The organism is Aliiroseovarius sp. F47248L, assembly GCF_023016085.1.
GTDB lineage: Bacteria > Pseudomonadota > Alphaproteobacteria > Rhodobacterales > Rhodobacteraceae > Aliiroseovarius.
In genome coordinates this window covers 657302-680705 of record NZ_JALKBF010000001.1, presented here as the reverse complement: position 1 = coordinate 680705, position 23404 = coordinate 657302, and the positions used below count along the sequence as shown (strand labels likewise).

Annotated in this window: 22 protein-coding genes and 1 tRNA gene; 5 read left to right on the top strand and 18 right to left on the bottom strand. The window is 55.4% G+C overall.

Going from position 1 to position 23404, the window contains the following annotated elements; translation table 11 throughout:
- The first annotated feature begins 12 nt into the window (after nt 1-12).
- Nucleotides 13-96, top strand: a tRNA-Tyr gene (locus MWU51_RS03390).
- Between the two features lie 35 nt (nt 97-131).
- On the opposite strand, the gene MWU51_RS03385 is transcribed toward MWU51_RS03390, so the two are convergent.
- The 6 genes from MWU51_RS03385 to hpaE form a co-directional block, all read right to left on the bottom strand.
- Nucleotides 132-716 (bottom strand): aminotransferase class IV family protein, encoded by a 585-nt coding sequence (locus tag MWU51_RS03385; protein ID WP_281502695.1) that lies wholly within the window; start codon nt 714-716, stop codon nt 132-134.
- 8 nt (nt 717-724) lie between these two features.
- Nucleotides 725-1849, bottom strand: coding sequence for an aminodeoxychorismate synthase component I (locus MWU51_RS03380; RefSeq protein ID WP_247034712.1), 1125 nt, complete (start codon nt 1847-1849; stop codon nt 725-727).
- A gap of 109 nt (nt 1850-1958) precedes the next feature.
- Nucleotides 1959-2759, bottom strand: a complete 801-nt coding sequence (gene hpaH, locus MWU51_RS03375) for a 2-oxo-hept-4-ene-1,7-dioate hydratase (RefSeq protein ID WP_247034710.1) — start codon at nt 2757-2759, stop codon at nt 1959-1961.
- Complete coding sequence (locus tag MWU51_RS03370) at nt 2756-3610, bottom strand: fumarylacetoacetate hydrolase family protein (RefSeq protein WP_247034708.1); 855 nt, start codon at nt 3608-3610, stop codon at nt 2756-2758. The genes hpaH and MWU51_RS03370 overlap by 4 nt, the downstream gene beginning before the upstream one ends.
- Nucleotides 3611-3618: 8 nt before the next feature.
- On the bottom strand, nt 3619-4464 hold the full coding sequence (hpaD, locus tag MWU51_RS03365; RefSeq protein ID WP_247034706.1) for a 3,4-dihydroxyphenylacetate 2,3-dioxygenase: 846 nt from the start codon (nt 4462-4464) through the stop codon (nt 3619-3621).
- Nucleotides 4465-4545: 81 nt separating this feature from the next.
- Entirely contained in the window at nt 4546-6054 is a 1509-nt protein-coding gene (hpaE, locus tag MWU51_RS03360; protein WP_247034705.1) for a 5-carboxymethyl-2-hydroxymuconate semialdehyde dehydrogenase, read from the bottom strand.
- A 257-nt stretch (nt 6055-6311) separates the two neighbouring features.
- Here hpaE and MWU51_RS03355 point away from each other — a divergent pair, with 257 nt between their 5' ends.
- From MWU51_RS03355 to MWU51_RS03345, 3 genes are read left to right on the top strand one after another with little or no spacing between them, the layout of a single operon-like run.
- Nucleotides 6312-7016 (top strand): ABC transporter permease, encoded by a 705-nt coding sequence (locus MWU51_RS03355; RefSeq protein ID WP_247034704.1) that lies wholly within the window; start codon nt 6312-6314, stop codon nt 7014-7016.
- Nucleotides 7013-7726, top strand: coding sequence for an ATP-binding cassette domain-containing protein (locus MWU51_RS03350; RefSeq protein ID WP_247034703.1), 714 nt, complete (start codon nt 7013-7015; stop codon nt 7724-7726). The genes MWU51_RS03355 and MWU51_RS03350 overlap by 4 nt, the downstream gene beginning before the upstream one ends.
- Nucleotides 7723-8523, top strand: coding sequence for a substrate-binding domain-containing protein (locus MWU51_RS03345; RefSeq protein ID WP_247034702.1), 801 nt, complete (start codon nt 7723-7725; stop codon nt 8521-8523). Before MWU51_RS03350 ends, MWU51_RS03345 begins: the two co-directional genes overlap by 4 nt.
- Nucleotides 8524-8950: 427 nt before the next feature.
- Here the strand turns inward: MWU51_RS03345 and MWU51_RS03340 are convergent, their stop codons facing one another.
- From MWU51_RS03340 to MWU51_RS03295, 10 genes are all read right to left on the bottom strand, one after another.
- Nucleotides 8951-9394: a nucleoside deaminase gene (locus MWU51_RS03340; protein WP_247034701.1), complete on the bottom strand. Its 444-nt coding sequence runs from the start codon at nt 9392-9394 to the stop codon at nt 8951-8953.
- A 5-nt stretch (nt 9395-9399) separates the two neighbouring features.
- The gene (locus MWU51_RS03335) at nt 9400-10293 is read right to left on the bottom strand and encodes a polysaccharide deacetylase (RefSeq protein WP_247034700.1); all 894 of its coding nucleotides are present in this window, start codon (nt 10291-10293) and stop codon (nt 9400-9402) included.
- Nucleotides 10294-10297: 4 nt separating this feature from the next.
- Complete coding sequence (locus MWU51_RS03330; RefSeq protein WP_247034698.1) at nt 10298-11383, bottom strand: ABC transporter ATP-binding protein; 1086 nt, start codon at nt 11381-11383, stop codon at nt 10298-10300.
- Nucleotides 11380-12180, bottom strand: coding sequence for an ABC transporter permease (locus MWU51_RS03325; protein WP_247034697.1), 801 nt, complete (start codon nt 12178-12180; stop codon nt 11380-11382). Before MWU51_RS03325 ends, MWU51_RS03330 begins: the two co-directional genes overlap by 4 nt.
- Nucleotides 12177-13040, bottom strand: a complete 864-nt coding sequence (locus MWU51_RS03320) for an ABC transporter permease (protein ID WP_247034695.1) — start codon at nt 13038-13040, stop codon at nt 12177-12179. Before MWU51_RS03320 ends, MWU51_RS03325 begins: the two co-directional genes overlap by 4 nt.
- A gap of 71 nt (nt 13041-13111) precedes the next feature.
- Nucleotides 13112-14251: a spermidine/putrescine ABC transporter substrate-binding protein gene (locus MWU51_RS03315; protein ID WP_247034693.1), complete on the bottom strand. Its 1140-nt coding sequence runs from the start codon at nt 14249-14251 to the stop codon at nt 13112-13114.
- Nucleotides 14252-14397: 146 nt separating this feature from the next.
- On the bottom strand, nt 14398-15282 hold the full coding sequence (locus MWU51_RS03310) for a LysR family transcriptional regulator (RefSeq protein ID WP_247034691.1): 885 nt from the start codon (nt 15280-15282) through the stop codon (nt 14398-14400).
- A gap of 74 nt (nt 15283-15356) precedes the next feature.
- Nucleotides 15357-16289, bottom strand: a complete 933-nt coding sequence (locus MWU51_RS03305) for a ribose-phosphate pyrophosphokinase (RefSeq protein ID WP_247034689.1) — start codon at nt 16287-16289, stop codon at nt 15357-15359.
- Between the two features lie 52 nt (nt 16290-16341).
- Entirely contained in the window at nt 16342-16962 is a 621-nt protein-coding gene (locus tag MWU51_RS03300) for a phosphoribosyltransferase family protein (RefSeq protein ID WP_247034688.1), read from the bottom strand.
- Nucleotides 16963-16980: 18 nt separating this feature from the next.
- Nucleotides 16981-17712 carry a BtpA/SgcQ family protein gene (locus MWU51_RS03295; protein WP_247034685.1) on the bottom strand — a complete coding sequence of 244 codons (732 nt, stop codon included), beginning with the start codon at nt 17710-17712 and terminating at the stop codon, nt 16981-16983.
- Between the two features lie 428 nt (nt 17713-18140).
- Between MWU51_RS03295 and MWU51_RS03290 the strand changes: the two genes are divergently transcribed.
- Entirely contained in the window at nt 18141-20204 is a 2064-nt protein-coding gene (locus MWU51_RS03290; RefSeq protein WP_247034683.1) for an NAD(P)-binding protein, read from the top strand.
- Between the two features lie 679 nt (nt 20205-20883).
- Here the strand turns inward: MWU51_RS03290 and MWU51_RS03285 are convergent.
- Entirely contained in the window at nt 20884-22428 is a 1545-nt protein-coding gene (locus tag MWU51_RS03285) for a TniQ family protein (RefSeq protein ID WP_247034682.1), read from the bottom strand.
- A gap of 5 nt (nt 22429-22433) precedes the next feature.
- Entirely contained in the window at nt 22434-23402 is a 969-nt protein-coding gene (locus MWU51_RS03280) for a TniB family NTP-binding protein (protein ID WP_247034681.1), read from the bottom strand.
- Nucleotides 23403-23404: the final 2 nt, after the last annotated feature.

The window sequence follows — 23404 nt, the reverse complement described above, 5'->3', positions numbered from 1 at the left end:
CGCAGGGATAGTGGGCGACAGGCCGCAAGGTGTGGCAGGGGACTGTAACTCCCTCGCGGAGACGCACGCTTGGTTCGATTCCAAGGTCGCCCACCACTTCCCCCAAGTAGCAACAGATTAGTCCCGTTGGATCAGCTCAGGCGCGCCCTGATTAGTCCGCGCAGAGCGTTTCCAACATAGATCGCGTTTGCCTGCCGCAGCTGTTCAATCGGAATGACCTGCTCATGCGCCCGTCCTGCCTCAAGCATCTCTTCGCGCAGAATACCGGGAAGCAGGCCGCAGGAACACGGTGGCGTGACAAGCCCCTGCCCGAAATCAACGAAGACATTTGTGATTGTACCCTCGCACAATTCGTTGCGTTCATTCATAAAAACGACTTCATCAACGCCATCGGGAAGCACTGACCTGGTTTTATTGTAAAGCGCGCGGTGGGTGGATTTCACCAAAAGCCAAGGATCGGTCGACAAAAGCCTGACCGGAGACACTTGCAGGGACCAAACCGAGTCTGCGGCCTGCGCATCATACAGTGCAGAAGTTAGGTCAAGCGCACCGTGGCGATCCATCGTCAGCCGTAAACGGCGCGGCCCTTCGGCCTCAAAAGCATCCAACATGAACGTCGGATCGGACATTGGAAAACCCAAGCGCAAAGCCGAGCGTGCCAACCGCGACAAATGCCGATCCCGCATGCGAACGCCACTTTCTGGCGACCAAAGCATGGTTTCTATCAGCCTTGTTTCGTCATCAATTGCGTCGCGAAACGGGCTTTCCATAAGGCTTCCTCGTATTCCGAGTATACGGTGCTGTCATAGACCACTCCGCCCCCGACATTCAGCGTGACTGCGCCATCGTCGACCATCAAAGTCCGAATGGCGACGTTAAATTCTGACCGCCCGTCCGGTGCAGCCCATCCGATGCTGCCGCAATAGACCTCGCGCGGGCAGTCTTCCAACGCGGCAATGATCTCCATCGCGCGCAGTTTGGGCGCACCGGTGATCGAGCCGCAGGGGTACAACGCCCGAAAAATATCGCCCAACCCGGTGCCCGCGCGCATTTGCCCCCGCACGAGCGAGACCATCTGATGTACAGTTTCATAGCTTTCAACCGTGAACAGTTCGGGCACGCAGACGCTGCCCGCCTCGCAAATCCGCGAGATGTCGTTGCGCAGAAGATCGACGATCATCAGGTTCTCGGCCTGATTCTTTTCGTCATTACGCAGGAAATCAACGCGATGGGCATCTTCAACCGGGTCGGCACTGCGCGGTTGGGTGCCCTTCATGGGCCGTGTTTCGATCTGACCGGTGGCATTGGTGCGGAAAAACAACTCAGGAGATCGCGACAGAATTTCGGGCATTCCCTCCGCCTCGATCAGCGCCCCAAACCTGACCGGCTGAGTATGCATCAGGGCGGCATAGATTGCATGATGCGACCCCGATGCCCGTCCGCGGATCGGGAAGGTCAGATTGGCCTGATAGATGTCGCCTGCGCAGATATAGTCGTGAACCTGTTGAAACGCAGCACCATACCGATCTTCAGCCCAATCGGGTGTCAGCTCCGACAGATGCGCCGGACCAGCGGCGACCGCATCCGGTACGCAAGGGTCGTCATATACACCGAACTGCATAAGGGGCAGACGGCGGTTGGCAGGCATCAGGGGCATCAAGCGCGGCTCTAGCGCATACCCAAGCTCGTAGCTTGCGAACCCGGCCAACCAAGCCCCGTCGTCTCGAGCGCGGTCCAACTCGGCCAGCGCAGGGGCAACCTCCTGCACCTCATGCGCCACGATCAACCGCCGGGGCGTCGTAAACTGGCAGGGCATTTGCTGCGGGCCGTGGTCAAAGCGCAGTTTCACGCGGGGTCTCCGTTTGGGCGGACCCCGGTTCTATCAAACAGATTGCGAAGGCGTGCAACCATTTGCGCCCAAGTGGTGCGCGAATGCGGCATGGACCTGAGCCGCCTGATCAACCAAACCGAATATCGACGGAACCGAAAGCGCCGAAATCGGCGTGAATATCGGTGCCGGATGGGCATTCTACCGGGCGGATAAAGCTGCCTGACAGAATGATCTGCCCCGGTTCGATACTTTGGCCGTATTGCGCCATTCGGCGGGCCAGCCAGACGACACTTTCCACGGGGTCGTTCAGTACGCCGGCACCAAGTCCAGTTTCTTCGACCGCGCCATTGCGGAAGACGAGCGCACCGACCCAGCGCAGGTCATGGGTATCGACGGCGTGGCGTGTGTTCCCCAGAACAATCCCCGCGTTTGCAGCATTGTCGCTGATCGTGTCAAACACGGTACGTGTTTTACCGGTATCCGGGTCCATGCGCCGAACACGCGTATCGAGGATCTCAAGTGACGGAGCAACGTATTCGGTCGCGGCAATCACATCATCACGCGTTACATCGACGCCGCTGAGCGGGGATTTCATCACAAAGGCAATCTCGGCTTCGATCCGGGGTTGAATGAACCGCCCCGTGGGCACAGTCGCACCGGTTTCAAACAGCATGTCATCAAAAAGAATACCACTATCCGGGATGTCGATGCCCAGCGCATATTGCATGGCTTTTGACGTCAGGCCGATCTTCCACCCGATCACGCGGCGCCCCTGAGCAAGCTTCTGATCATAGATGGCATTTTGCACCGCATAAGCGTCGTCCATCCCCATTTCGGGGTGGCGCAAGGAAAGCAGTCCGATCTGCTGACCAGTCCGTTCAGCCTCAAGCAGGTCAGCTGCGGCGGTGGCGTGATCGTCCGGGGTCATAACACTTCGTCCTCAACCGTGTTGCGCAGCGTGCCGACGCCGTCCACCGAAACCTCGACCACGTCACCCGGCACCAGATAGCGTGGGGGATCAAACCGCGCCCCTGCCCCGATCGGCGTGCCGGTTACGATGATGTCGCCTGGCTGAAGCGTCATGAAGGTCGAGATATAGGCGATTTCTTTACGGATCGGGAACATCATGTTGCGCAGATGATCGTCTTGCCGCAGTTCTCCGTTCACATGTGTCTGAATGCGCGCCTCGTCCAGCTGGGCTGCGTCAGTGAAGGGGACAAGCCACGGTCCAATCGCACCAGATCTGTCCCAATTCTTGCCTTGCGTGACGTTGAATTTGGCATGACGGACCCAGTCGCGGATGGTGCCTTCGTTACACAGCGTCAGCGCCGCGATATGATCATAGGCTTTCGCTGCTGGGATGCGTCGCCCCGCCTTGCCGATCACGATTGCCACCTCGCCTTCATAATCCAGCGTGTGGTTTTCCGGCGGGCGGATCAGCGGGTGATTATGGCCGGTGAAGCCACTGGCAAAGCGAGGGAACAACGACATGTGCTTAGGTTGGGCGCTGCCATCCTTGTATTCGGCGTTGCGGTCGGGAAAATTCACACCAACGCAAAGGATGCGCGGCGCATTTGGCAGCACCATTTCGAACGAATAATCCGTATGAGTTGCCGAACGCCCCTGCGCAGCGCGCGCAAGATCATCCAGCCCACCCGCTTCAATGACATCAAAAAGCGTGGGCCAGTGGGAAAAATCGGGCGACAGAGCCACCGCACCCGTATCAGTAATGACGCCGTAGAAGCGTTCACCGCCAGCGGAAAACGTCGCATATTTCATCGCAATTCCTATTGAACCGAGAAGCTGATATTGGCCTGCCCGGTACCGGAGCTGCCGAAATACGGGGTGTAGATATCGATCTTTCCTTGGTAATCCTTCCAGCCCAGCGCGCCGAACAACAGCGCAGTGTCGTTCATCGCACATTCGCCCGTGCACTTGACCGCATAGTCTGGAAGCAAATCCAGGAACTCTGCCCATCTGCCACTTTCCCAAAGCTCCAACACGCGCATATCCATCTGGCGATTGAACTCGCCATTCACAGAATTCAACCCATCGATCGAGCGTTCGTTGGGTGTGAAATCATGGCTGAGCGATCCGGAGGCAAGGATTGATACCTTCCGGTCTGAGCGTTTGATACCTTCAGTAATGGCAGACCCCCAGCGTCGGTTTTCCTCGATGGATGAGAACTGGTTGACGGCCACTGGCAAGACGCGGGCATTCACGCCTTCGTTGATGAAATGCATGGGCAGAAGCGTGCCGTATTCCATACCCAAATCAGGTTGAGCGTGACCCATAGCCCGTTCACCGCGTTCTTCAAGCACCGCTAGAATCGACGCTGCCAGATCACTGTCGCCGTGGTAGTCAAATTCCATGTCGGCTAACATATGTGGCAGTTCGTGGCTGATAAACCGACCCTTGTGATGCGGCTTGGCGTTTAAATGGAACCCCTGATTTGTGATCCAGTGGGTGTCGAATACAACGAACGTGTCGACCCTGCGGTCAATCGCATCCTGGCGCAGTTTGGCGTAACCATCTATTGCGGGCTGGCGAATGCCTTTGTACTTCTCCATCGTGTGCGACATCCAAATGCTGGGCACATGGGTGATTTTCGCGGCCTGAACGATTTTTCCCATCGGAGTCTCCTTTGGCGTCTGTCAGAACGAGGGGCCAACCCCTCGTGCTCCCCGGGATATTTATAACAAGAAAAAGAACAGCTACGCACCCAATCGCATGACTTTGTGATCCCCGGTGGCAAAGCCAATATGCTTTTGCTCCATGTAGAATTCAAACGACCAATCACCACCGTCGCGACCGATGCCCGAGGCTTTTACACCCCCAAACGGTGTCGGCAAGTGACGGACATTTTCCGAGTTCACCCAGATCATACCGGCTTCCAACCTGTCGGTGAAGCGCAGGGCGCGAGTTAGATCATTGGTCCAGAGATAACCGGTTAGACCATACTGCGTGTCATTGGCCATGGCGAGCGCTTCGTCTTCGGATGTAAACGGGATCGACGTCAGCACGGGTCCGAAGATTTCTTCACGTGCGATTCGCATGTCGTTGGTGGCGTTGGTGAATACCGTGGGGCGTACGAAATAGCCCTGATCGCCAACGGTTTGGCCCCCGGCCGCCACTGTCGCGCCAGCTTCGCGCGCGATGTCGAAATAGGACGTCACCTTATTGAAGTGTTCTTCGGTGACGAGTGGGCCGATTTCAGTGGCGGGGTCGAGCGGATGGCCAACTTTAATCTTGTTTACACGTTCTATCAGTTTTGCCTCAAAGTCATCCTTGATGGTGTCCTGTATTAACAGGCGTGAAGATGAGGTGCAGCGTTCCCCGTTGATCGAGAATATCATGAAGATCACGGCATCCAAAGCCCGATCGAGATCTGCGTCATCAAACACAATCACAGGGTTCTTTCCGCCAAGTTCAAGGTGGTTGCGTTTCAATGTGTCCGCCCCCTGCTTGGTGATCAGTGACCCTGTGCGACTTTCGCCAACAAAGGAGATGGCGCGGATTTTCGGGTGTTCGCAAAGGGCTTTGCCCGCATCCTCGCCCAAGCCGTTAACGGTGTTCAAAACCCCCGGAGGAAGGCCAGCTTCTTCCGCAATTTCAACCAGTAGTCGCGCGGTCAAGGGCGAGGCCTCCGCAGGTTTGTGAACAACTGTGCAACCTGCCGCCAAAGCTGGGGCAATCTTCCAGGTCGACAACATGAACGGCGTGTTCCAGGGCGTGATTACACCAACGGGACCGATGGGCACACGTGTTGTGACGTTCATCAAGGTGGGTGATCTGAGCAGTTGCCCATCGCGCGCCTGTACCACCTGGTCGGCAAAGTACCGAAAGTTTTCGGCTCCGCGCAGGGCAGCTTTCGACATGAACCGGATCGTTTGTCCGGTGTCCCAGCATTCGCAAAGGGCGATCTCTTCGGCACGGGTTTCGATCGCATCCGCTACGCTGATCAAGATCTTTTTGCGTTCGGTCGCAGGCATGTCGCGCCAATCCGCGAATGCGTCATGGGCAACGCATGCGGCAGCATCAATGTCTTTCTCCGTCCCGCGTGCCACGGTGCATATTAGACTTTTATCGACAGGCGAATGCGTCGAGAAAGCTGGACCAGCACCGTCGCTATCCTTGCCACCGATGCGGTTCTTGATCCCCGTCCCGCGAAAACGTGCCAGATAACCGTCCAGCTTTTCAAGATTATCAGTTAACGCAGTCATATTGCCCCCGGTCAATTAGCGCTGCCCATCGCACGCATTCGCAATTACTTCACATGTTAACTATCTGATTTTCCATTTGTCAACCGGATCAAGTCCTCACAAGCTTTGTGCAGTCTTTGCAATTCTCGCGACCCGCAGATCACATCATTTTCCGTCAACAAGCCGAGAATCGGTTTTCTTGTTGAATGATGTGTGGTTCGACTACGGGTGCGATCACGCTGCAATGGACCTGTCTGGTCAAAAAGCCGGGGGAAGGCATGGTTGATTTATGGTCCGGCTTGATCCAAGCGTTCTGGCTTTTGGTAACGCTGGATGCGGATCTTGTCGAAATCTCGCTCAGATCGCTGCGCGTCACCCTGACAGCGCTTCTGATATCCTGTGCCATTGCCATGCCGCTGGGCGCCTTTCTGGCGGTCCGCCGCTTTCGCTCCCGACGCGTGACAATCGCCGTTCTAAACGCCTTGATGGGTTTGCCACCTGTCGTCGTGGGCCTGATCGTTTACGTATTTTTCAGCCGATCTGGACCTTTCGGAGTGCTGGGTTTGCTGTTCACCCCAACAGCCATGATCATCGCACAGGTTATCATCATCACACCACTCATCGCTTCGATATCGCATCAAGCCCTTCGAGAGCTTTGGTCAGACTACCACGATCTTCTGATTTCGATGAACACAACACAAAAGCAACGCGTTCAGGCTTTGCTTTGGGACGGTCGCCGGGCACTTCTAACGGCCGCGCTGGCCGGGTTTGGCCGCGCCATCGGTGAGGTTGGTGCAATCATGGTGGTGGGCGGCAATATTGATCACCACACCCGTGTCCTGACCACCGCAATCGCGCTTGAGACAGGAAAGGGCGACTTTGCCCTGGCGCTCGCACTTGGTTTTGTGCTGATCCTGCTGGCGATCACGGTCAACCTGGCCATTCACATCATCAGTCGAACAGAACAAGGCGGTCGGTGGTGAGCAAGCTGTTTCCCCTTCATGTCAAAGGCGCATCAGTGCGTCGCGGCCGCAAGCTGCTGGTCGGTCCTGTGGATCTTGTGCTGGACACGCCGGGGATCACCATCGTGATCGGTCCCAACGGCGCCGGCAAGACTTCGCTGCTTCGAATGCTGCACGGTATTGCCCGGCTGGGTGGCGGCTCGATTCATTGGGGGTGTGATAACGTCGAAGCCAGACGGCGGCAGGCCTTCGTCTTCCAATCCCCGATCGTCATGCGCCGCTCAGTTCTGGGCAACCTTGCCTATCCGCTTCGTCTGACCAAGATGCCCCGCACCCAGGCGAATGCCAAAGCAGCACAGGCTGCGCAAGAGGTCGGATTGCAGGACATGTTGGATCGCCCTGCAACTTTTTTGTCGGGTGGCGAGCGTCAGAAGCTGGCCTTGGCTCGCGCTTTGATCACCAAGCCCGATCTGCTGTTTCTTGACGAGCCCTGCGCCTCGCTTGATGGGCGTGCCACACGCGAGATTGAAGCCATCCTGACCCGCGCCGCAGGTTCTGGAACCGGGTTGATCATGTCGACCCATGACATGGGACAGGCGCGCCGTCTGGCCACAGACGTTCTGTTTTTGCTAAACGGAAAAATCCAAGAACGCGGTGCAGCTGACCAGTTTTTTAACCACCCGACAACACCGCAGGCACGTGCTTTTCTAAAAGGAGACATCGTCGAATGAAACGGATTATTCTTGCAGCCCTTGCGTCTATCTCGTTGACCGGCATGGCGGTTGCCGACGACCTGAAGCTCGCTGTGACGACATCATTCCACAATTCGGGGCTGGCGGATATCCTGCTGCCGCAAATCAAGCAGGATACCGGCATCAACGTTCAACTTCTTGTGGTTGGCACTGGTCAGGCGATCAAACTGGGTGAAGCCGGCGACGTCGACGCCATTCTTGTGCATTCTCGAAAAGCCGAAGAAGCCTTTGTCGCTGGCGGTTTCGGCACCCACCGCCGCGAGATTATGTATAACGATTTTGTCTTTATTGGCCCCAAAACAGACGAAGCAAATCTGGCGGACGCTACAAGCGCCACCGATGCCCTGACGCGCATTCAGACCTCTGCCGCCACTTTTGTCAGTCGTGGGGACGACAGTGGCACCCACAAGAAAGAACTCAGCCTGTGGGCTGCTGCAAATATCAACCCAGAAGGGACGTGGTATAATGCAGTCGGGGCTGGTATGGGCGCCGCGCTAAACACCGCATCTGGCATGAACGCCTATATCATGTCTGACCGCGCAAGCTGGTTGAATTTCGGAAACAAAGGCGACCTTGATCTTGTCTATGCAGGCGATCCCATCTTGTTCAATCAATACGCCTATCTACCCGTGAATCCGCTGAAGCACCCGCATGTTAAGGCAGAATTGGCAGAAATACTCGAAGCATGGCTGGTCTCGGACACGGCGAAGGCCTTGATCAACAGCCACCAAATCAACAACGAAACTCTGTTCGTTTTTAACGCAAAGCAGGGGTAGCTGGGTTGTAAAGTGAAAAAGAACACTGCCAGCCCAACCTCGAGTTCAAAGCTGAAGGAGTGTGTGCGTTGGCCTGCGGCCTGATACGCGATCAGTTTTCCAGCAAAAAACGAAGCGCTTGCGTGGACATGAATCTGTCGCGGTTTTGATCCAATCAGGTGAGCCAGTTTTTCTATTGGAGCGCGCCGCTATAGGCACCAAACCTCAGGTCACAAAAAGCAATAGGCCTTGTCGAACGGGTCATGACGGCGCTCATTCATTGCGCAGCAGACTAGCTACACTGCAATCCAGCGACAGAAGCCGCCGGGACAATGGGTACCTTATATACCGGACGCTTAGGATCGAATAGTGGATGGATTTGCCGGTGGATCAGGTCAACCCAACCAGGCTGTCCTGCAGTAGAATTGAGCGCCCCCACCCGTCGCCTTTATTCGGCGATGTCCTCTGCCCAAAGCTCAGGTCTTTCTTTAATAAACCGCTGCATCAGAGCAATACAGTCAGGATCGTTTGCTACGATCACTTCGACTCCTTTGGAGCGTAGGAAATCTTCGTTTCCGCCGAAGTTTGTGTTCTCGCCAATCACAACACGCGGGACACCGAACTGAATGATCGTACCAGTACACATCATGCAGGGGCTGAGTGAGGTATAGAGCGTCGTATCCCGATACGTTTTCTGCCGTCCTGCCTTGCGCAATGCATCCATTTCGCCATGCGCAATGGGATCGCCCTTCTGCACGCGTTGATTGCGACCCCTGGACACCACTTGTCCGTCGCGCGCCAGGACGGACCCAATTGGGCAACCGCCCTCGTCAAAACCGGCTTTCGCCTCTTCATAGGCGATACGCAACAGGCGGGCGTCGTCGGTATTCATTCTTGTTATTCCTTTTGGTCAAGTATCGGGCCTGCATAGTAGGGCAGTGTCTCGAGGCTTGGCTGCCAAGCCCCCTCGCGTTCCAATTGACTCATATGATCGGCGATTTCGTCTAGCGTGGCAAACCAGACATTTTTGGTTTCGCGCGTATGGGTGATCCACGCTTCAACCTGCTTCCAGCGCGCCAGGCGTCCTGTCAGAAACGGGTGGATGATCAGCATGAAAAAGCCACCCGCGTCATACTGAGCCTCGAACTCTTCCCAAAAACCGGCCAGTCCGTGGGACGGACCGGCAACGGGCATCATATAGCCGATCTCGTCATAGTGTGCGAAAGGGGGCCAATCGTCTGTGCCCCAGTGGACGGGCATCTCGTAGAGCGACCCATTGACGGTTTCCAATTGGTAAGGAATGTCGTCCGCCATCATCGAGCTGTCATAGCGCATCCCGTGTTCGATGATCAGATCAACTACTTCCTGCGTGATATTGTAAACAGGTGCGCGATAGCCGCGCGGCTTTTGTCCGCAGATGCGCATATGTGCGTCAAGCGTGCGTTCAAACCACTCCCGCTGCTGGCCGCGCGTTTTAATCGGGTCTTCATGTAGATAGCCGTGATGCCCGATTTCATGACCGCCTTTCAGGATCGCCTCGGCCACATCAGGATAGGTTTCCAAACACCAGCCAGGGATGAAGAACGATTGCCTTAACTCCAACTGCCGATACGTATCAAGGATCCGGGGCAGAGCGACCAACGGGCCATAGCGACCCATTGAGATAGGATAGAGGCGATCGTGGCTGTCTTCGGGCTTGGCGATGTGGATCAAGCTATCCGCATCCATATCGAATGTGATCGCAACCGCACATTTCGCGCCATTTGGCCAAGGGATCGGATTGCGGATCACAGCCTTAGCTTTGGTTCAGAACGTGGGCGCTTTGGGTGTCCCAAGATAACCAGATCTCGTCACCGCTGTGCAGATCGAACTTGGAGAGTTCGCGCTCCTGCATCTGGACCTTAAATTCATGCCCCTGCGCGTCCTCAAGGAACAGCGTGACCATGGAGCCCACGAATTCTTCCGAAATCAGTCTACAGAAGGCTTTGTTGCCAACCTCAGGTTCCTCCATGCTGATATGAACCAAGTCGGCCGAGATAACGAAGCTGGCGTTGTGGCCCTCAACCAGTTGAACTTCGTTTGTAGGAACTGAGAAATCACCAGAGCGGGTTGCAATACGGGCTGTGTCGCCATCCAAAGACGCAACCTTGCCTGACAGGATATTGTTACGTCCGACGAATTCGGCCACAAACTGGTTTGCTGGTTCGCGGTAGATATCTTTGGGCGTGCCGATCTGGGCAATCTCGCCCTTGCCCATGATGATGACCCGATCGGCCATCGCAAAGGCTTCGGACTGGGAGTGGGTGACATAAACAAAAGTGATCCCCAGCTCGCGCTGCAGGTCGGTCAGAACTGCCTGCATGCGGATGACCAAATGCGCATCCAGCGCCGACAGAGGTTCATCCAGCAGCAAGATTTGAGGCTCCATCACAAGAGACCGAGCAAGGGCTACACGCTGCTTCTGTCCTCCTGACAAGGTCGAGATATGACGGTTGGCAAACTCAAGGATACCCATTTTGTCAAGCCATTTGAGCGCACGCTCCTTGCGCTCTGCTTTGTCCACACCTCGCATCTTGAGACCAAACTCGACGTTCTCGCGGGCTGTCAGGAAGGGAAAAAGCGCCAGCGATTGCCATACAAGTGGCGTATCGCGTTCATGCGGCGCCACGTCATTCATCACACGGTCGTTCAGGCGTATCTCACCAATGCTTGGGGCTTCAAGACCGGCCAACATGCGCAAGGTCGTGGTTTTACCACAGCCAGACGGACCCATGATCGCCAGGAATTCGCCTTCGCGAATTTCGAAATCCAACTCCTTTACCGCGACAAAACTGCCGAAGTGTTTTTGTACTTTGTCGAAGACAACCAGGGGTTTGTTCATGATCGGATACTCTTCATTTGGCGGCTGGCGAAAAAGAGCTGCGCCAACACGACAAGGGTCATGGAGATAAGGAAGACGAATGTGCCGATGGCGTTCACCTGCGGATCAATGTTGCCCTGGACGATCTCGAGAACCACCACGGGCAATGTCTTGTTCAAACCGGAGACAAACCATGACACAGCAAACTCATCGAAGGAGACAGCCGCTGTTAAAAAGAGACTGGAGAAGATCGCTGGTTTGCAGAACGGAACGATAACGTGACGCATGGTTTGCCATTCTGAACCGCCAAGGTTCCACGCTGCAGATTCCAGATCGGGGTCCATCTGGTTAAGACGTAACCGGATCACAGCCATCGCGAAGGGCGCTGTCAGCACACTATGGGCGATGATGATCGAATAGAGCTGCCCCGACATTCCGATCTTTGAAAACCATGCCAACATGGCCAGCGCCATGATAATAAGCGGGATCGTCGGCGGCAGCAGGATCAGCGCAAGATAAGGCCCCTTGAAACGGAAGTTGTAGCGAAAGTCGGAATAGGCAGTGCAGAAACCCAGAAAAGTTGCGATTACAGCAGTGGAGCACGACACAATCAGGCTGTTCAGCGCGGCGTCCCATACATCAGGGTCCGCGAGGATTTTTGCATACCACTCGGTCGAGAACTCCCCCAGCGGGATTGTCGGGAACCGTTGTGAGTTGAATGAGAAGATCATGCTGAAGATGATCGGCGCAAAAACGAAGGCAAATATGAGCGCGACATAGATGCCGAGAATGACGTTTAAGGAACGGCTCTGTTTCATTTCGCCCCCCGACCCTTGCGGTAAGCCAAGGCAATGCCGGTGAAGGCAATGGCAAACAGTGTAACCATCATCATGATCGCGACGACCGCAGCGCGAGGCCATTGCTGACCCGATTTAGTGGTATCAAGGATCAGGATCGGCAAGGTCGGCTCCTGTGATCCACCAAGATAGAAGGGCGCCACAAAATCACCGAACGAAAGGATGAAGCAGAAAATCGCGGCAATAATCAGGCCGGTCTTGGACAGCGGAATGATCACTTGCCAGATCGTTCGCAGCGGCGAGCAGCCAAGATTACGGGCGGCTTCGATCAGGGATTTGTCGATATTGGCCATGGTAACGGTTTGCAGGATCACGACCAATGGGAGGGTGAGGGTCATATATCCCACCAGCGTTCCAAAGTTTGTGTTGAGCATCGTGTAAGGGCCAAGGCCGATATAGCCCAACACGGCATTGACCACGCCGCTTTCGGACAGGATCACGAACCATGAGAAGGTGCGCACCAGGTAGCTGGTGAAGAATGGAATAATCAGCAGAAAAATTGCCCAGCGGCGAGTGCTTTCGGAGGCGCGAAAGGCAAGCGTAAAGGCGGCGGGAAAGGCAATGCACATTGCGCAAACCGTTGCCACGGACGCGATGAATACCGTGTACCAATAACTGTCCCAAAAGAATCCGCGTGTCAGCATGCGCGACCAGTTCACAAACTCGAACGCCTCGGTCATGCGATAGTTCTTCACCAGGAAAAACGACATCGCGACCATGAACAGGACAGGTCCTACAAAGAAGATGAACTGCCAGAAGATGATCGGCAGACGCCAGGTCAGCGCATAGAAGTTCGGGCGTGAATTGGGATTCGAGGACATTGGGCTTCCGCGCTCTTGGTTGAAAGGGGCGCCCGCAGGGCCGCCCGCTTTGGAGTCGTCTGGCCGTCAGATCAGGCGCTCTTGTATTCTGACCAGAAGTCGTTCCAGTCTTCCAGCGACTGCTGCTGGGGGATGTCGCGGTAGTGAATCCGACCTTCTTTGATCAGCGTGATCGGGTCTTGCGGATCGCCGTCTATCTGGTGCGAGCGCTCTGCCTCGGCCCGGTCGGCCTCAATGAGAGCGGCGCGGCCAGCTTTGGTCACACAGAAGCCGGGGTATGCTGCCATTTGAGCAGACTTCACCTGACCTTCGGGGGACATCATGTATTGGATGAACTTCTTGGCTTCCTCGGCTTTTCCACTGCCTTTCCCGATAGAATAGCTCTCGGTAAACTGGATGCCGCCTTCTTTCGGGATAACAGAGGCAACGGGTGCGCCGTCCTTTTCCAGAACGCCGGTGATCCAGTCGCCGATGCCGACCATTGCCTGCATCTCGCCGTTCTTGAGGCCGTTGAAAGTGCCGCCATAATCAAAGAAGCCGCCGACCTGCTTGCGCAGGCTCATCGTGGTTTCCTGCACCTTAGCCCATTGGGCATCATCCAGATCCCACAGGCCTGCGCCATTGCCGTTGTAAAGGCTCATCATACCCAGCGTGGGCAGGTGCCAGTCAAAGTGCCCGACCTTGCCCTCAAGTTCGGGCTTCCAGAAGCACGAATAGCTTTGGGCTTCTTCTTCAGTCACCGAGTTCTTGTTGTAGGACACGCCCAGATGACCGCCGCGCAGCATCATGGAATACATCTTACCGTCGGCCCAGTGTCCGGGGAAATTCGCAAAGTCCTCGTGCAACATGTCGTCGAGCGGATAGTCAGCCGGGTTCATCTCTTCGATGTAGCCCGCAAGGTTCAGCTGCTGTACGAATTCCGCATCCGATAGGATCAGATCGTAGGTACCCGGAGGGGATTGCGCGATCAACGCCAGCATGTTGTCGCCGCCTGCATAGTATTTTGGCACGAATTTCACGTTGTTTGCAGCTTCATACTCTGCAACCACATCAGGCTCGCCGTGGCCGTACCACGCCAGCATGTTGATCTCGGTTGTGGCAGCCCACGCGCGGCCGACAAAAGGCGTCGTCAGAACCGCCGCCCCGCCTGCTTTGAGCAATTGTCGACGGCTTAAGCCGTAAATCGAGGAAGTTATTGATGGTCTGATCATTGCAGTCTCCCTGTTGGTCGCTCTTACCGAAAGAAAAGCGTTCTAAATGCCGATGAACCCTGAAGTTCAGTCGGGATTTTTCATTATGCTATTGCAAGAAGAGGGCTTTGGGAAATTTATCCTCGATATGCTTGCATAATGAACGCTTATTCGACTTGCGCGTCCGACGATTGGAGTTCCAGCGTTCTGGCCATGGCATCCATTGCCGCATATCCGCCGGCACCTAACTGTGCCTGCCGTGCGAATAAACCGATATGCAAGGGAGACAAGACTGGCAGGCCGTCTTTTTCAGAGAATTTGCGCATGCCACTCTGGACTGTTGGGGCGGTCAGGCAGGATAGACCAAGGCCGTCCTGGACTGCACGTTGGACGCCGCCGATCCCGGGACTTGAGTAAGCGATGCGCCAGCTTTTTCCTGCCAGCTTCAAAGCGGCAGCCATGCGGTCACGGTAAACACAGCCATAGGGATGTGCGACAAGGGGGATGTCGGACCCTTCAGGGATTTCGAAATTTGTGGCCCCAACCCAGGTAGGTTGCTCTTTCCAATTTCGGAAGAGAAACTGCTGATCATCACCGTCAAACAAGGCCACAGCAATATCGATTTCATTGCTCCGCATCGCTGTCAGAAGGTGTCTGGACAGATCACAGCGAATCTCAATCTGTGTTTCGGTGAACTTGCGAACAACGTCCGTTAGGCAGGATTGCAGTGTGTTCACTGCATAATCTACGGGCAAACCAACACGCAGCTTTGAAGAGGGGCTAGGCTGTTCGAATTGCGCCATTGCAAGATCGTTCAAGCGCAGTATCTGACGAGCATGAATGGCCAGTGCCTCGCCACGCTCTGTCAGGGAAATGTCTTTGCCTTTCCGCTCTATCAAAGGATAGCCGACGGCCTCCTCCAATCGTTTCACCTGCAAGCTGATCGCAGGTTGGGTACGGCCGAGAATTTCCGCAGCACGCGTGAAACTAGCGACTTCTATGACGGTTATGAAAGCTCGCAAAAGCTCTGTTGAAAGGTTGACTGCGCCCATGCCCTAGACATTAGCAATGCAAATGTTGCGGCGGCAACCATAAAGCCAATCTATGCAAATTTCCTGCTCTGAATCTACTGGAACAAAACGCTGATGGATTCCCCACTGGCGATGCGCGTGATCGCTTTCGCAAACATCGGAGCAATAGAGATCGCGCGAATTTTCGAAGAAGCAGTGACGGCTTCCGTAGCACAAATCGTATCGGTGATTACCAAAGAAGCCAGATCGGATGCGTTGATCCTGTCCACCGCTTTGCCCGACAAGACACCATGCGTGATATAGGCCGATACTTCTGCGGCACCATTTTCCAGCAGAGCCGTCGCGGCGTTGCACAACGTGCCTCCAGAATCGATGATGTCATCCACCAACACGCAGGACTTGCCAGTAACATCTCCGATTATGTTCATCACCTCAGAAGACCCAGGCTTGTCGCGGCGCTTGTCGACAATCGCCAAACCAGTCGACAGGCGCTTTGCCAAAGCGCGAGCGCGCACCACGCCACCCACATCCGGGGACACAACCATGACGTTGTCACGGCTGCTTTGTTGTTCGATGTCCCGAACGATTTCCGGCACCGCATATAGATTGTCAGTCGGGATGTCGAAGAACCCTTGGATCTGACCCGCATGCAGATCCATAGTGAGCACGCGGTCAGCACCTGCTTGGGTGATCATATTGGCCACCAATTTTGCCGAAATCGGTGTGCGGGGCGCTGACTTGCGATCCTGGCGCGCGTAGCCGAAATATGGGATCACGGCCGTTATCTGTCCCGCGGATGAGCGACGTAACGCGTCAATCAACACCAGCAGTTCCATCAGATTATCGTTGGCCGGGTATGATGTGGACTGGATGACATAGACATCATCCCCCCGCACGTTTTCATGTATCTCGACAAAGACTTCTTCGTCGGCGAACCGACGCACGTTGCACTCCGCCAGAGGTACGCGCATGTGGGCGGCAATCGCCTCGGCAAGCGGACGGTTACTGTTTCCACAGATCAGTTTCATCTGTCGAGCCTCCCTTGAATGGGTGTTTAGGTATGTGTGCCGGGACTTTGCCTTAGACGGGGAAAGCCATCTCGGGTTTATAGGTTTTGAAGCTTTCGAGGTACTGCGCGTTAGCCTGGCGCTGCCACTCCGTACCGGGCTGAATAGCTGTGACGCATTTGTATTTCTTGCGATACTCAGCTGTGTTTTCATTCTCTTCCATGACAATGGCCACCATTCCGGCGACCTTACCCTGTTGCTGTTCGACCAGTTGAACCGCCCCGTGCATCGTGCCGCCTGTTTCAACCCACTGATCAACAAGCAAAACACGTGTTCCCGGGGCAAAAGCCGGCAGACGCATTTCCATCGATTGCGTTTGACCGGAATAGTTGGTCATCGAAGCGCTGTCTGTGTCCACACAGAGCTTGCCGGGCTTGCGGATCGGAAGGAAGCCCCGCCCGATACGAGCCGCGATGCCAGCCGCCAGAACAAAACCCATCGCATCAAGTCCTGCCACGACATCAATCTCTTCCGCATCTAGATCAGCGCAGAGATCATCCAGCAAATCGTGATACGCCTTGCCGTTGATGTAGATGGAGGTCGGGTCCAGCCACGCAAATTTTTCGCCCTTCGTGTTCGGGGCCATGAGTGAGAAGTACCAACGGTCGTCTCTGGGTCCTTTGTCATGCGTCATTGATATTCTCCCTTATTTCTATGTGAGGTCCATGAGGTGCTTCAGGCGATCGGGATCGATGTTGTAGAAATCGCCCTCGTAGTTGATGCCGGTCGCCACCATAAAAAGGTCAACCGCATCTGTGTATTGCGCGGCGTTCTGCGGGGTGATGCCGGACGCAAGGCCAAGCGCCGTATCGCCACAATGTTCGCGGAAGATATCGATCTTGCCGACATCTGCGGCATGGCCGGTCGCCACACCTGAGGTCACGACCACATCCATATAACGTTTAGCGATGCGCGCGCTCTTTCCGTACTCTGCCGGATCGACCTCGCGCTGCTTCTTAAAGGCGGTGCCGCCGATATAGAGGCCGTCCCAGCCGCTTGTCTTGCGGATTGCAGTAATCTCGTCCGCTTCGGGCTGATCATCCTCGGCGCGGCGTTCGTCCATGCGGGCATCATCGGCCCAATAGCCGTCGACCTGAATGCCGTCAGCTTGCAATTTGCCCAGTATGGGAAAGGCATATTTGCCGGTGACCGCCAGAAAATTCACGCCAAGCCAAATGTCTGGGAACGCCTGCCGCATCTCCTTTATGATCGGAACCAGCCTTTCCTTCTCGAAATCGTGGTTAATTAGAAAGACACCGGGACAGCCGCCGGCTATGGCGGCCTCGATGTTCCTTTGTGCCTGTTCGGCATCAAGCACATGGATGACAGGAAGGATGACGGGACCCGAAGCGCCAAATTGGTTTCTGAAGTCTTGCCGGTTCATGTTGTGCCTCGATCTTTAGAGTTACTGTGAGGCTATCACTGCAGGTTTGATTTAGAAAATTTATTGTCCTTATTTAGCCATATGGATTTGAAATAGCTTGGAGATATATCTCGAAACCAATGTTCGCTGGACATAGTGAGTTTTGTCAGCGGTTGTTTGATCTTTTCCTGGGCTTGGTTCAGTCCAGTTTTGTTAAATTGAATGATGGTTTCAAACCCTTTGCGGACATTCGAGAAACCTTTTTTCGGATCAACGTATCTGAACCGGACAGAAGCTCAGTGCGCAGCATTTCAGTTTCTCAAGTGACTGCATCGCGGGACAAACCTCACGTTAGTCTTACTCTGATTAAAGACAGCTTTCAGTTTTCAACACATTTCAATAACGTGTTTCAGAATAAACTATTTTGAATTCCCCGACAGGACTTGAAAATGCGTGATCCGCGCTACGATATTCTCTTTGAACCTATCAAAATCGGTCCGGTCACGACCCGTAATCGGTTCTACCAAGTGCCCCATTGTACTGGCATGGGGCACCGATACCCGCAGGCCGAGGCACGACTTCGTGGAATAAAGGCCGAAGGGGGATGGGGCGTTGTGTCCACACAAGAGGCCGAAATTCATGCAAGCTCTGACCTGACACCGGCAAATGAGGCGCGAATTTGGGGCGCCGATGATATTCCGGCCTTGCGGCTTCTAACAGAAGCAGTGCACGAACATGACAGCCTGGCCGCTATCCAACTGGCCCACAATGGCCTGCACTCTGCGAACCGCTACAGCCGTGTCGCACCAATTGCTCCGTCTTCCGCCATTGTGGATGGTGATGATCCGGTGCAAGCGCGGGCGATGGATAAGTCGGACATTGTGGCATTTCGTAAATGGCATGTAGACGCAGCTTTGCGGGCACAAGATGCAGGGTTCGATATCATCTACGTCTATGCTGGCCACGACATGACGCTGCTGCAACACTTCCTGCTGGCCCGTCACAACCACCGAACGGACGAATACGGCGGGTCATTTGAAAATCGGTTGCGGCTGTTTCGCGAAGTGATCGAAGACACAAAAGAAGCGGTCGGCGAAACCTGCGCAGTTGCAGTCCGCCTAGCGGTAGATGAATTGCTTGGGTCTGGCGGCATTCAACACGATTCAGAAGCCCGCGACATAATCGAAGCTTTGGCAGAAGAGCCCGATCTTTGGGATGTGAATTTGTCCGATTGGTCCAACGATAGCCAAACTTCGCGCTTCTCGGATGAAGGATTTCAAGAGCGATACACAGGCTTCGTAAAATCGGTCACCACCAAACCAGTGGTTGGAGTTGGCCGCTATACCTCGCCTGACACCATGGCGCGAGTCATCAAAAGCGGCCATCTGGATTTGATAGGCGCTGCACGTCCCTCGATTGCGGACCCGTTCTTGCCTAAAAAAATCGAAACAGGAGAGATCGAAGCAATCCGCGAGTGCATTGGCTGCAATATCTGCGTCATGGGCGATAACACCAGCACACCGATGCGCTGCACCCAAAATCCGACCATGGCAGAGGAATGGCGCCGTGGATGGCACCCCGAAATCATCCCTCAGGTCACAAAATCTGATCCCTATCTGATCGTCGGCGGCGGCCCCGCAGGGCTAGAGGCTGCGCGTGCCTTAGTGCAGCGTGGCGCAGACGTTACCTTGTCCGAGGCTGGCAGCACTTGGGGCGGTCGGGTCACGTCTGAAAGTGCATTGCCCGGCCTTGCTGCGTGGGGCCGCGTACGCGACTGGCGATTGTGGCAGTTGCAGCAAGCCTCAAATGCTGAACTCTACCTTGAAAGCCCGCTTGAGGCGTCGGATATCCTTGAGTTTGGCGTCCCACATGTTGCCCTGGCAACCGGGTCTACGTGGCGTGCAGATGGTGTCGGCCGCGCGCATCGTCGTCCACTTTCGTTTCTTGATCCGGCCCGTGTGCTGACACCTGATGACATTATGACGAAGGGCGCTGCCGCGGTATCCACTGATGATCCTGTCGTGATCTTCGACGATGATCGCTTTTACATGGCAAGCGTTCTGGCAGAAGTCTTGGTCGATGCAGGCCGCGAGGTTGTGTTCATCACGCCCGCACCAATCGTGTCGCCGTGGTCGGAGAATACGCTGGAACAAGACCGTATCCAGCGCCGCCTAGTAGAAAAACAGGTACGCATTATCCCATTGCACAATCTAGCAGATATGTCACCAGATACGCTCACGCTGTCCTGCGTCTACACGGAAACAACCCAAGTGATAGATTGTGCAAAACTTGTCACCGTCACATCACGACGCCCCAACGATCAGCTCTGGTTGGACCTCATCTCTATGAAAGATCAATGGGCGGATGCGGGCATCCAGACCGTGAATCGGATTGGGGATTGTTACGCCCCAAGTCTAATCGCAATGGCTGTTCAGGCGGGTCACAAGTACGCACGTCACGCAGAGCTTGAAAACGAGCCCCAGCCATTGCGAGAAGATTTCGGACATGTCTAGGAGCGATCATCCTTTGGCAAGTCGGACCTTTGTAAAACACAGAAAACTGAACGTTAGGGCTCTTACCTGCCATCTGATGCGGCGCAACATGTTGTAGTAAGGTGCTCTGGTCAATGACGGGTCGTCGTTATGGGAGGGCTTGGCGGATCGGAGGATCAGTCATGAAAACACCAAACCTATCTGGCCTTCGATCTTTTCGCCCTACCTGAAATAATGGCCACATCGTCGTGCAGAAACGGCCTCAAAAGCCAAAACATGTTTGGGCGTCGAAGCGATTACGGAAAAAAGGTGCCGGAATTTGCGGTACTTTTAGAGAGCATTGACGGCAAAGGTCACCAATACCTTAGCCGACCACGACAATGGCCGCCCACTTCGGACGGCCATCTGCCTATCCAATAAAATCAGATACTAAACTTATCGTGGCATTTATCGACCCAACAAGTGGCAGTCTTTTTTGCCTCAGCGGCTCTCAATTGCCTGTCTTTTCACAACTGTGGGACATAGCATAACATGGCCATTTTGTCATTTCCCACCATTGATTTCATTGAATAATTTTTACCCATCGGCGGCAAAAATGACCATTTGCACAGATCAAATGGCCATCGAAAGTTCGAAAAAAATGCCTCCCTGAGGGCAGCATTCATTCTCATTGAGAGATAAGGGCCTGTTTAAGGGAGCTTCACCCCATCCAAAACCGAATCTCGTCTGACGCATTTGGAGGCGGATCCTCAATACAGGCCATGACATCGGCGGGCGAAATAAGAAGCGCGCTGAACCCATCGGCCCCCGCGAGCCGATAGACGGTTTGAAGATAACGATTGAACAGCATCTCAAGAATGGCTCGCAGGGTGACCCGACATTTCTCCGCCGCCTTGGCGAGATGAACATGGGTTTCGGGTGGCGCGTCCACGACCTCACCGACACCTTCGATGAACTTGCGCGTCCGTTGGATCGACCTTCCGTCGATGGCTTTGCCAAGCTTGCTTTGCAGCTGACCATGGTCCTGTATTCTCGTCAGTTGCCCGAGCGCAATCAACTCGGCCACCACCGGACGTGATGTCGTGAGCATATCAGGCACCAATGTTACCGGCACAGCGTGCTTTGCCGTATCAATCAGGGCTTTTGCCTTTTCGTAATCGGTGACCACATTCCGGGCACTTTTTAACTTGCGGTCATCGCCAATCAAGCCAGCCACACGCAGCACATTCGCTAGGGTTTTCGAGTGCAAGCCTTCAGCTTTTGCAATCGAGTTGATGCTGGAAAGTCGCGGGTGCTTCACAGGACGTCCAAGCAGCATTTGCCCGGGCACAAGCGGTACGTGCTCAATGATGACGTCACGAACGATTTCACGGATCGGACCTGGATCTTTTGACAGCCGGCTAGCGAACAACCAACCGTAAAGCATACCGAAGGCAATTCGCGGGCTTGGGTGTCCGTTCTGTCGCAGACAGCGCGTCAGAGTTTGCGCAAGAACATCCCGAATTTCACAAGGCCCTTTCTCAAGTAACGACCAGCCGGTGCGCCCCGCCGCGTCCCACATGTCCTCAGTCATATCGGCGGCCTTCTGACCCGCGCCAAAGCGCATGAGGCCACCCAGCATCTCGGCAGCGCGACAAACCTGATCGATGCCCTGATGGTCTAACCAGGCGGTGCCTGTCGCACCGTCCAGACGCCGGTCCACGTAAATCTGCAGTGGAGATGGGTCCCGCCGCGCACATGTTCTTGCAACCGCGCGCTGCTCCGCGATAGCTCCCAGCATGGCTTGTAGCTCGTGGATCATATCGGTCCACTTGCCCAACCGCACATCACTCATGGGCAGATTGTGTTTCGGGCACGTCCGAAAAGGCGCCAACCGCCACCGAACCCGGTGCCGCATAGCGACACCCGGGTCTTCACAGCCATCAATGTCCTCGTCGATGCAGAGCGGACAGAACCGCGTGACGACACCTGTTGTGAACTCAGCCGAAAACTCTTGCCCGCAAAGCTCGAAACGGCGATGCCCGACCGCGATAATGCTATTGCGGATCATCGACGCGGGATCTTCGCCAGCCATGGCGCAGAGCTTCTCCACCCCCTTACGCTTGCCCCGCGCCAGATCGGCGACCGGAATACCCAGATCGTTCAGGAACGGTACGACGCGGCCTCCCGTATGGAAGGCCGCCTGACGAGCTGCCCATGACATTGGCGTTTCGCCCGCATGAAATGGAACCTTCGGGAACAGCATGCCCATCACCGGCGCCCCTTACCTGAACCGCGTTTGGGAAACGCTGCCATGTCCCCATCCGCATCAGGTTTCAGAAGCACGTAGTTGTCCGCATAAAAGACATTCTGTGATGCCGGGCAGGCCTCATTCATCGCATAGGCGGAAGCAAAGTGGTCGCTCGTCAGATGCTCCGCATCGTGGGCGATCGCAAACTCCATGGCAGCGAGCAGCAGCTCAACGGCTCGGCCAAAGCGATATCGTGCGCCATGGAAGACACGGGCGACAAGGTCTGCCTCCATTGGCGGGGCTAGATCGAGCCGGGCGCAATAATCCGCCATGATCGTTCGGAACATCGCCCCATGCGCGGCCTCGGTCAGCTCCGGCAGAACCATTGCCGTGAAGCGGCGCTTGACCTGAGGATCGGTCCGGATGACCTGCGCGAGCTCCTCGGTGCCCGACAGAATGACGGCAACAGCGTCTTCACCTTGCATCAGGGACTTGAAGGCGCGCAGGATGGCCTTGCGATCTGCGCAGAACAAATCCTGCGCTTCATCGACCCAGAGAACGGCGATGCCGAGCTTGCTCAATCGATGACGAAACAGCTGCCAGAGCGACCACGCCTCCTGCCGGGTATTGGCATGGGGATAGCCAGACTGCTCCAGCAACGCGAGTGCCATGCTCTTGAAGGTGGCGGGGCTGGGCACCGGACAGGCGATGATCGGCGGCACCCCATCGTCTGCCGGAGCCAATTCAGGGATCTTGGTCAGGGTACGATCCATCAGGTGCGACTTCCCGCTTCCGGGATCTCCGACAAGCAACATACCACGGGTCTCTCCGGTCTTCGTGAAGTAGCGCGCCTTGGGGAGGAGGTTACCCTCCCCGTCCCGCGCCAAAAGCCGCTTGACGTGCAAAGCAGCCTCTGCGTCCCAATCCAAGCCAATGTGCAGGTTGCGGACGGCGTCCAGGGCTGCTTCCTTGTTGACGAAATCCTTCATGA

Bases quoted from the DNA above. Each gene is read 5' to 3' on its own strand.
- MWU51_RS03300 (WP_247034688.1), bottom strand. From the start codon at position 16,962: ATGACGCATGACAAAGGACCCAGAGACGACCGTTGGTACTTCTCACTC.
- MWU51_RS03290 (WP_247034683.1), top strand. From the start codon at position 18,141: ATGCGTGATCCGCGCTACGATATTCTCTTTGAACCTATCAAAATCGGT.
- MWU51_RS03320 (WP_247034695.1), bottom strand. From the start codon at position 13,040: ATGTCCTCGAATCCCAATTCACGCCCGAACTTCTATGCGCTGACCTGG.
- hpaE (WP_247034705.1), bottom strand. From the start codon at position 6,054: ATGACTGCGTTAACTGATAATCTTGAAAAGCTGGACGGTTATCTGGCA.
- hpaH (WP_247034710.1), bottom strand. From the start codon at position 2,759: ATGACCCCGGACGATCACGCCACCGCCGCAGCTGACCTGCTTGAGGCT.
- MWU51_RS03325 (WP_247034697.1), bottom strand. From the start codon at position 12,180: ATGAAACAGAGCCGTTCCTTAAACGTCATTCTCGGCATCTATGTCGCG.
- MWU51_RS03305 (WP_247034689.1), bottom strand. From the start codon at position 16,289: ATGAAACTGATCTGTGGAAACAGTAACCGTCCGCTTGCCGAGGCGATT.
- MWU51_RS03280 (WP_247034681.1), bottom strand. From the start codon at position 23,402: ATGAAGGATTTCGTCAACAAGGAAGCAGCCCTGGACGCCGTCCGCAAC.
- MWU51_RS03315 (WP_247034693.1), bottom strand. From the start codon at position 14,251: ATGATCAGACCATCAATAACTTCCTCGATTTACGGCTTAAGCCGTCGA.
- MWU51_RS03355 (WP_247034704.1), top strand. From the start codon at position 6,312: ATGGTTGATTTATGGTCCGGCTTGATCCAAGCGTTCTGGCTTTTGGTA.
- MWU51_RS03345 (WP_247034702.1), top strand. From the start codon at position 7,723: ATGAAACGGATTATTCTTGCAGCCCTTGCGTCTATCTCGTTGACCGGC.
- MWU51_RS03385 (WP_281502695.1), bottom strand. From the start codon at position 716: ATGCTTTGGTCGCCAGAAAGTGGCGTTCGCATGCGGGATCGGCATTTG.
- MWU51_RS03310 (WP_247034691.1), bottom strand. From the start codon at position 15,282: ATGGGCGCAGTCAACCTTTCAACAGAGCTTTTGCGAGCTTTCATAACC.
- MWU51_RS03370 (WP_247034708.1), bottom strand. From the start codon at position 3,610: ATGAAATATGCGACGTTTTCCGCTGGCGGTGAACGCTTCTACGGCGTC.
- MWU51_RS03295 (WP_247034685.1), bottom strand. From the start codon at position 17,712: ATGAACCGGCAAGACTTCAGAAACCAATTTGGCGCTTCGGGTCCCGTC.
- hpaD (WP_247034706.1), bottom strand. From the start codon at position 4,464: ATGGGAAAAATCGTTCAGGCCGCGAAAATCACCCATGTGCCCAGCATT.
- MWU51_RS03285 (WP_247034682.1), bottom strand. From the start codon at position 22,428: ATGCTGTTCCCGAAGGTTCCATTTCATGCGGGCGAAACGCCAATGTCA.
- MWU51_RS03340 (WP_247034701.1), bottom strand. From the start codon at position 9,394: ATGAATACCGACGACGCCCGCCTGTTGCGTATCGCCTATGAAGAGGCG.
- MWU51_RS03330 (WP_247034698.1), bottom strand. From the start codon at position 11,383: ATGAACAAACCCCTGGTTGTCTTCGACAAAGTACAAAAACACTTCGGC.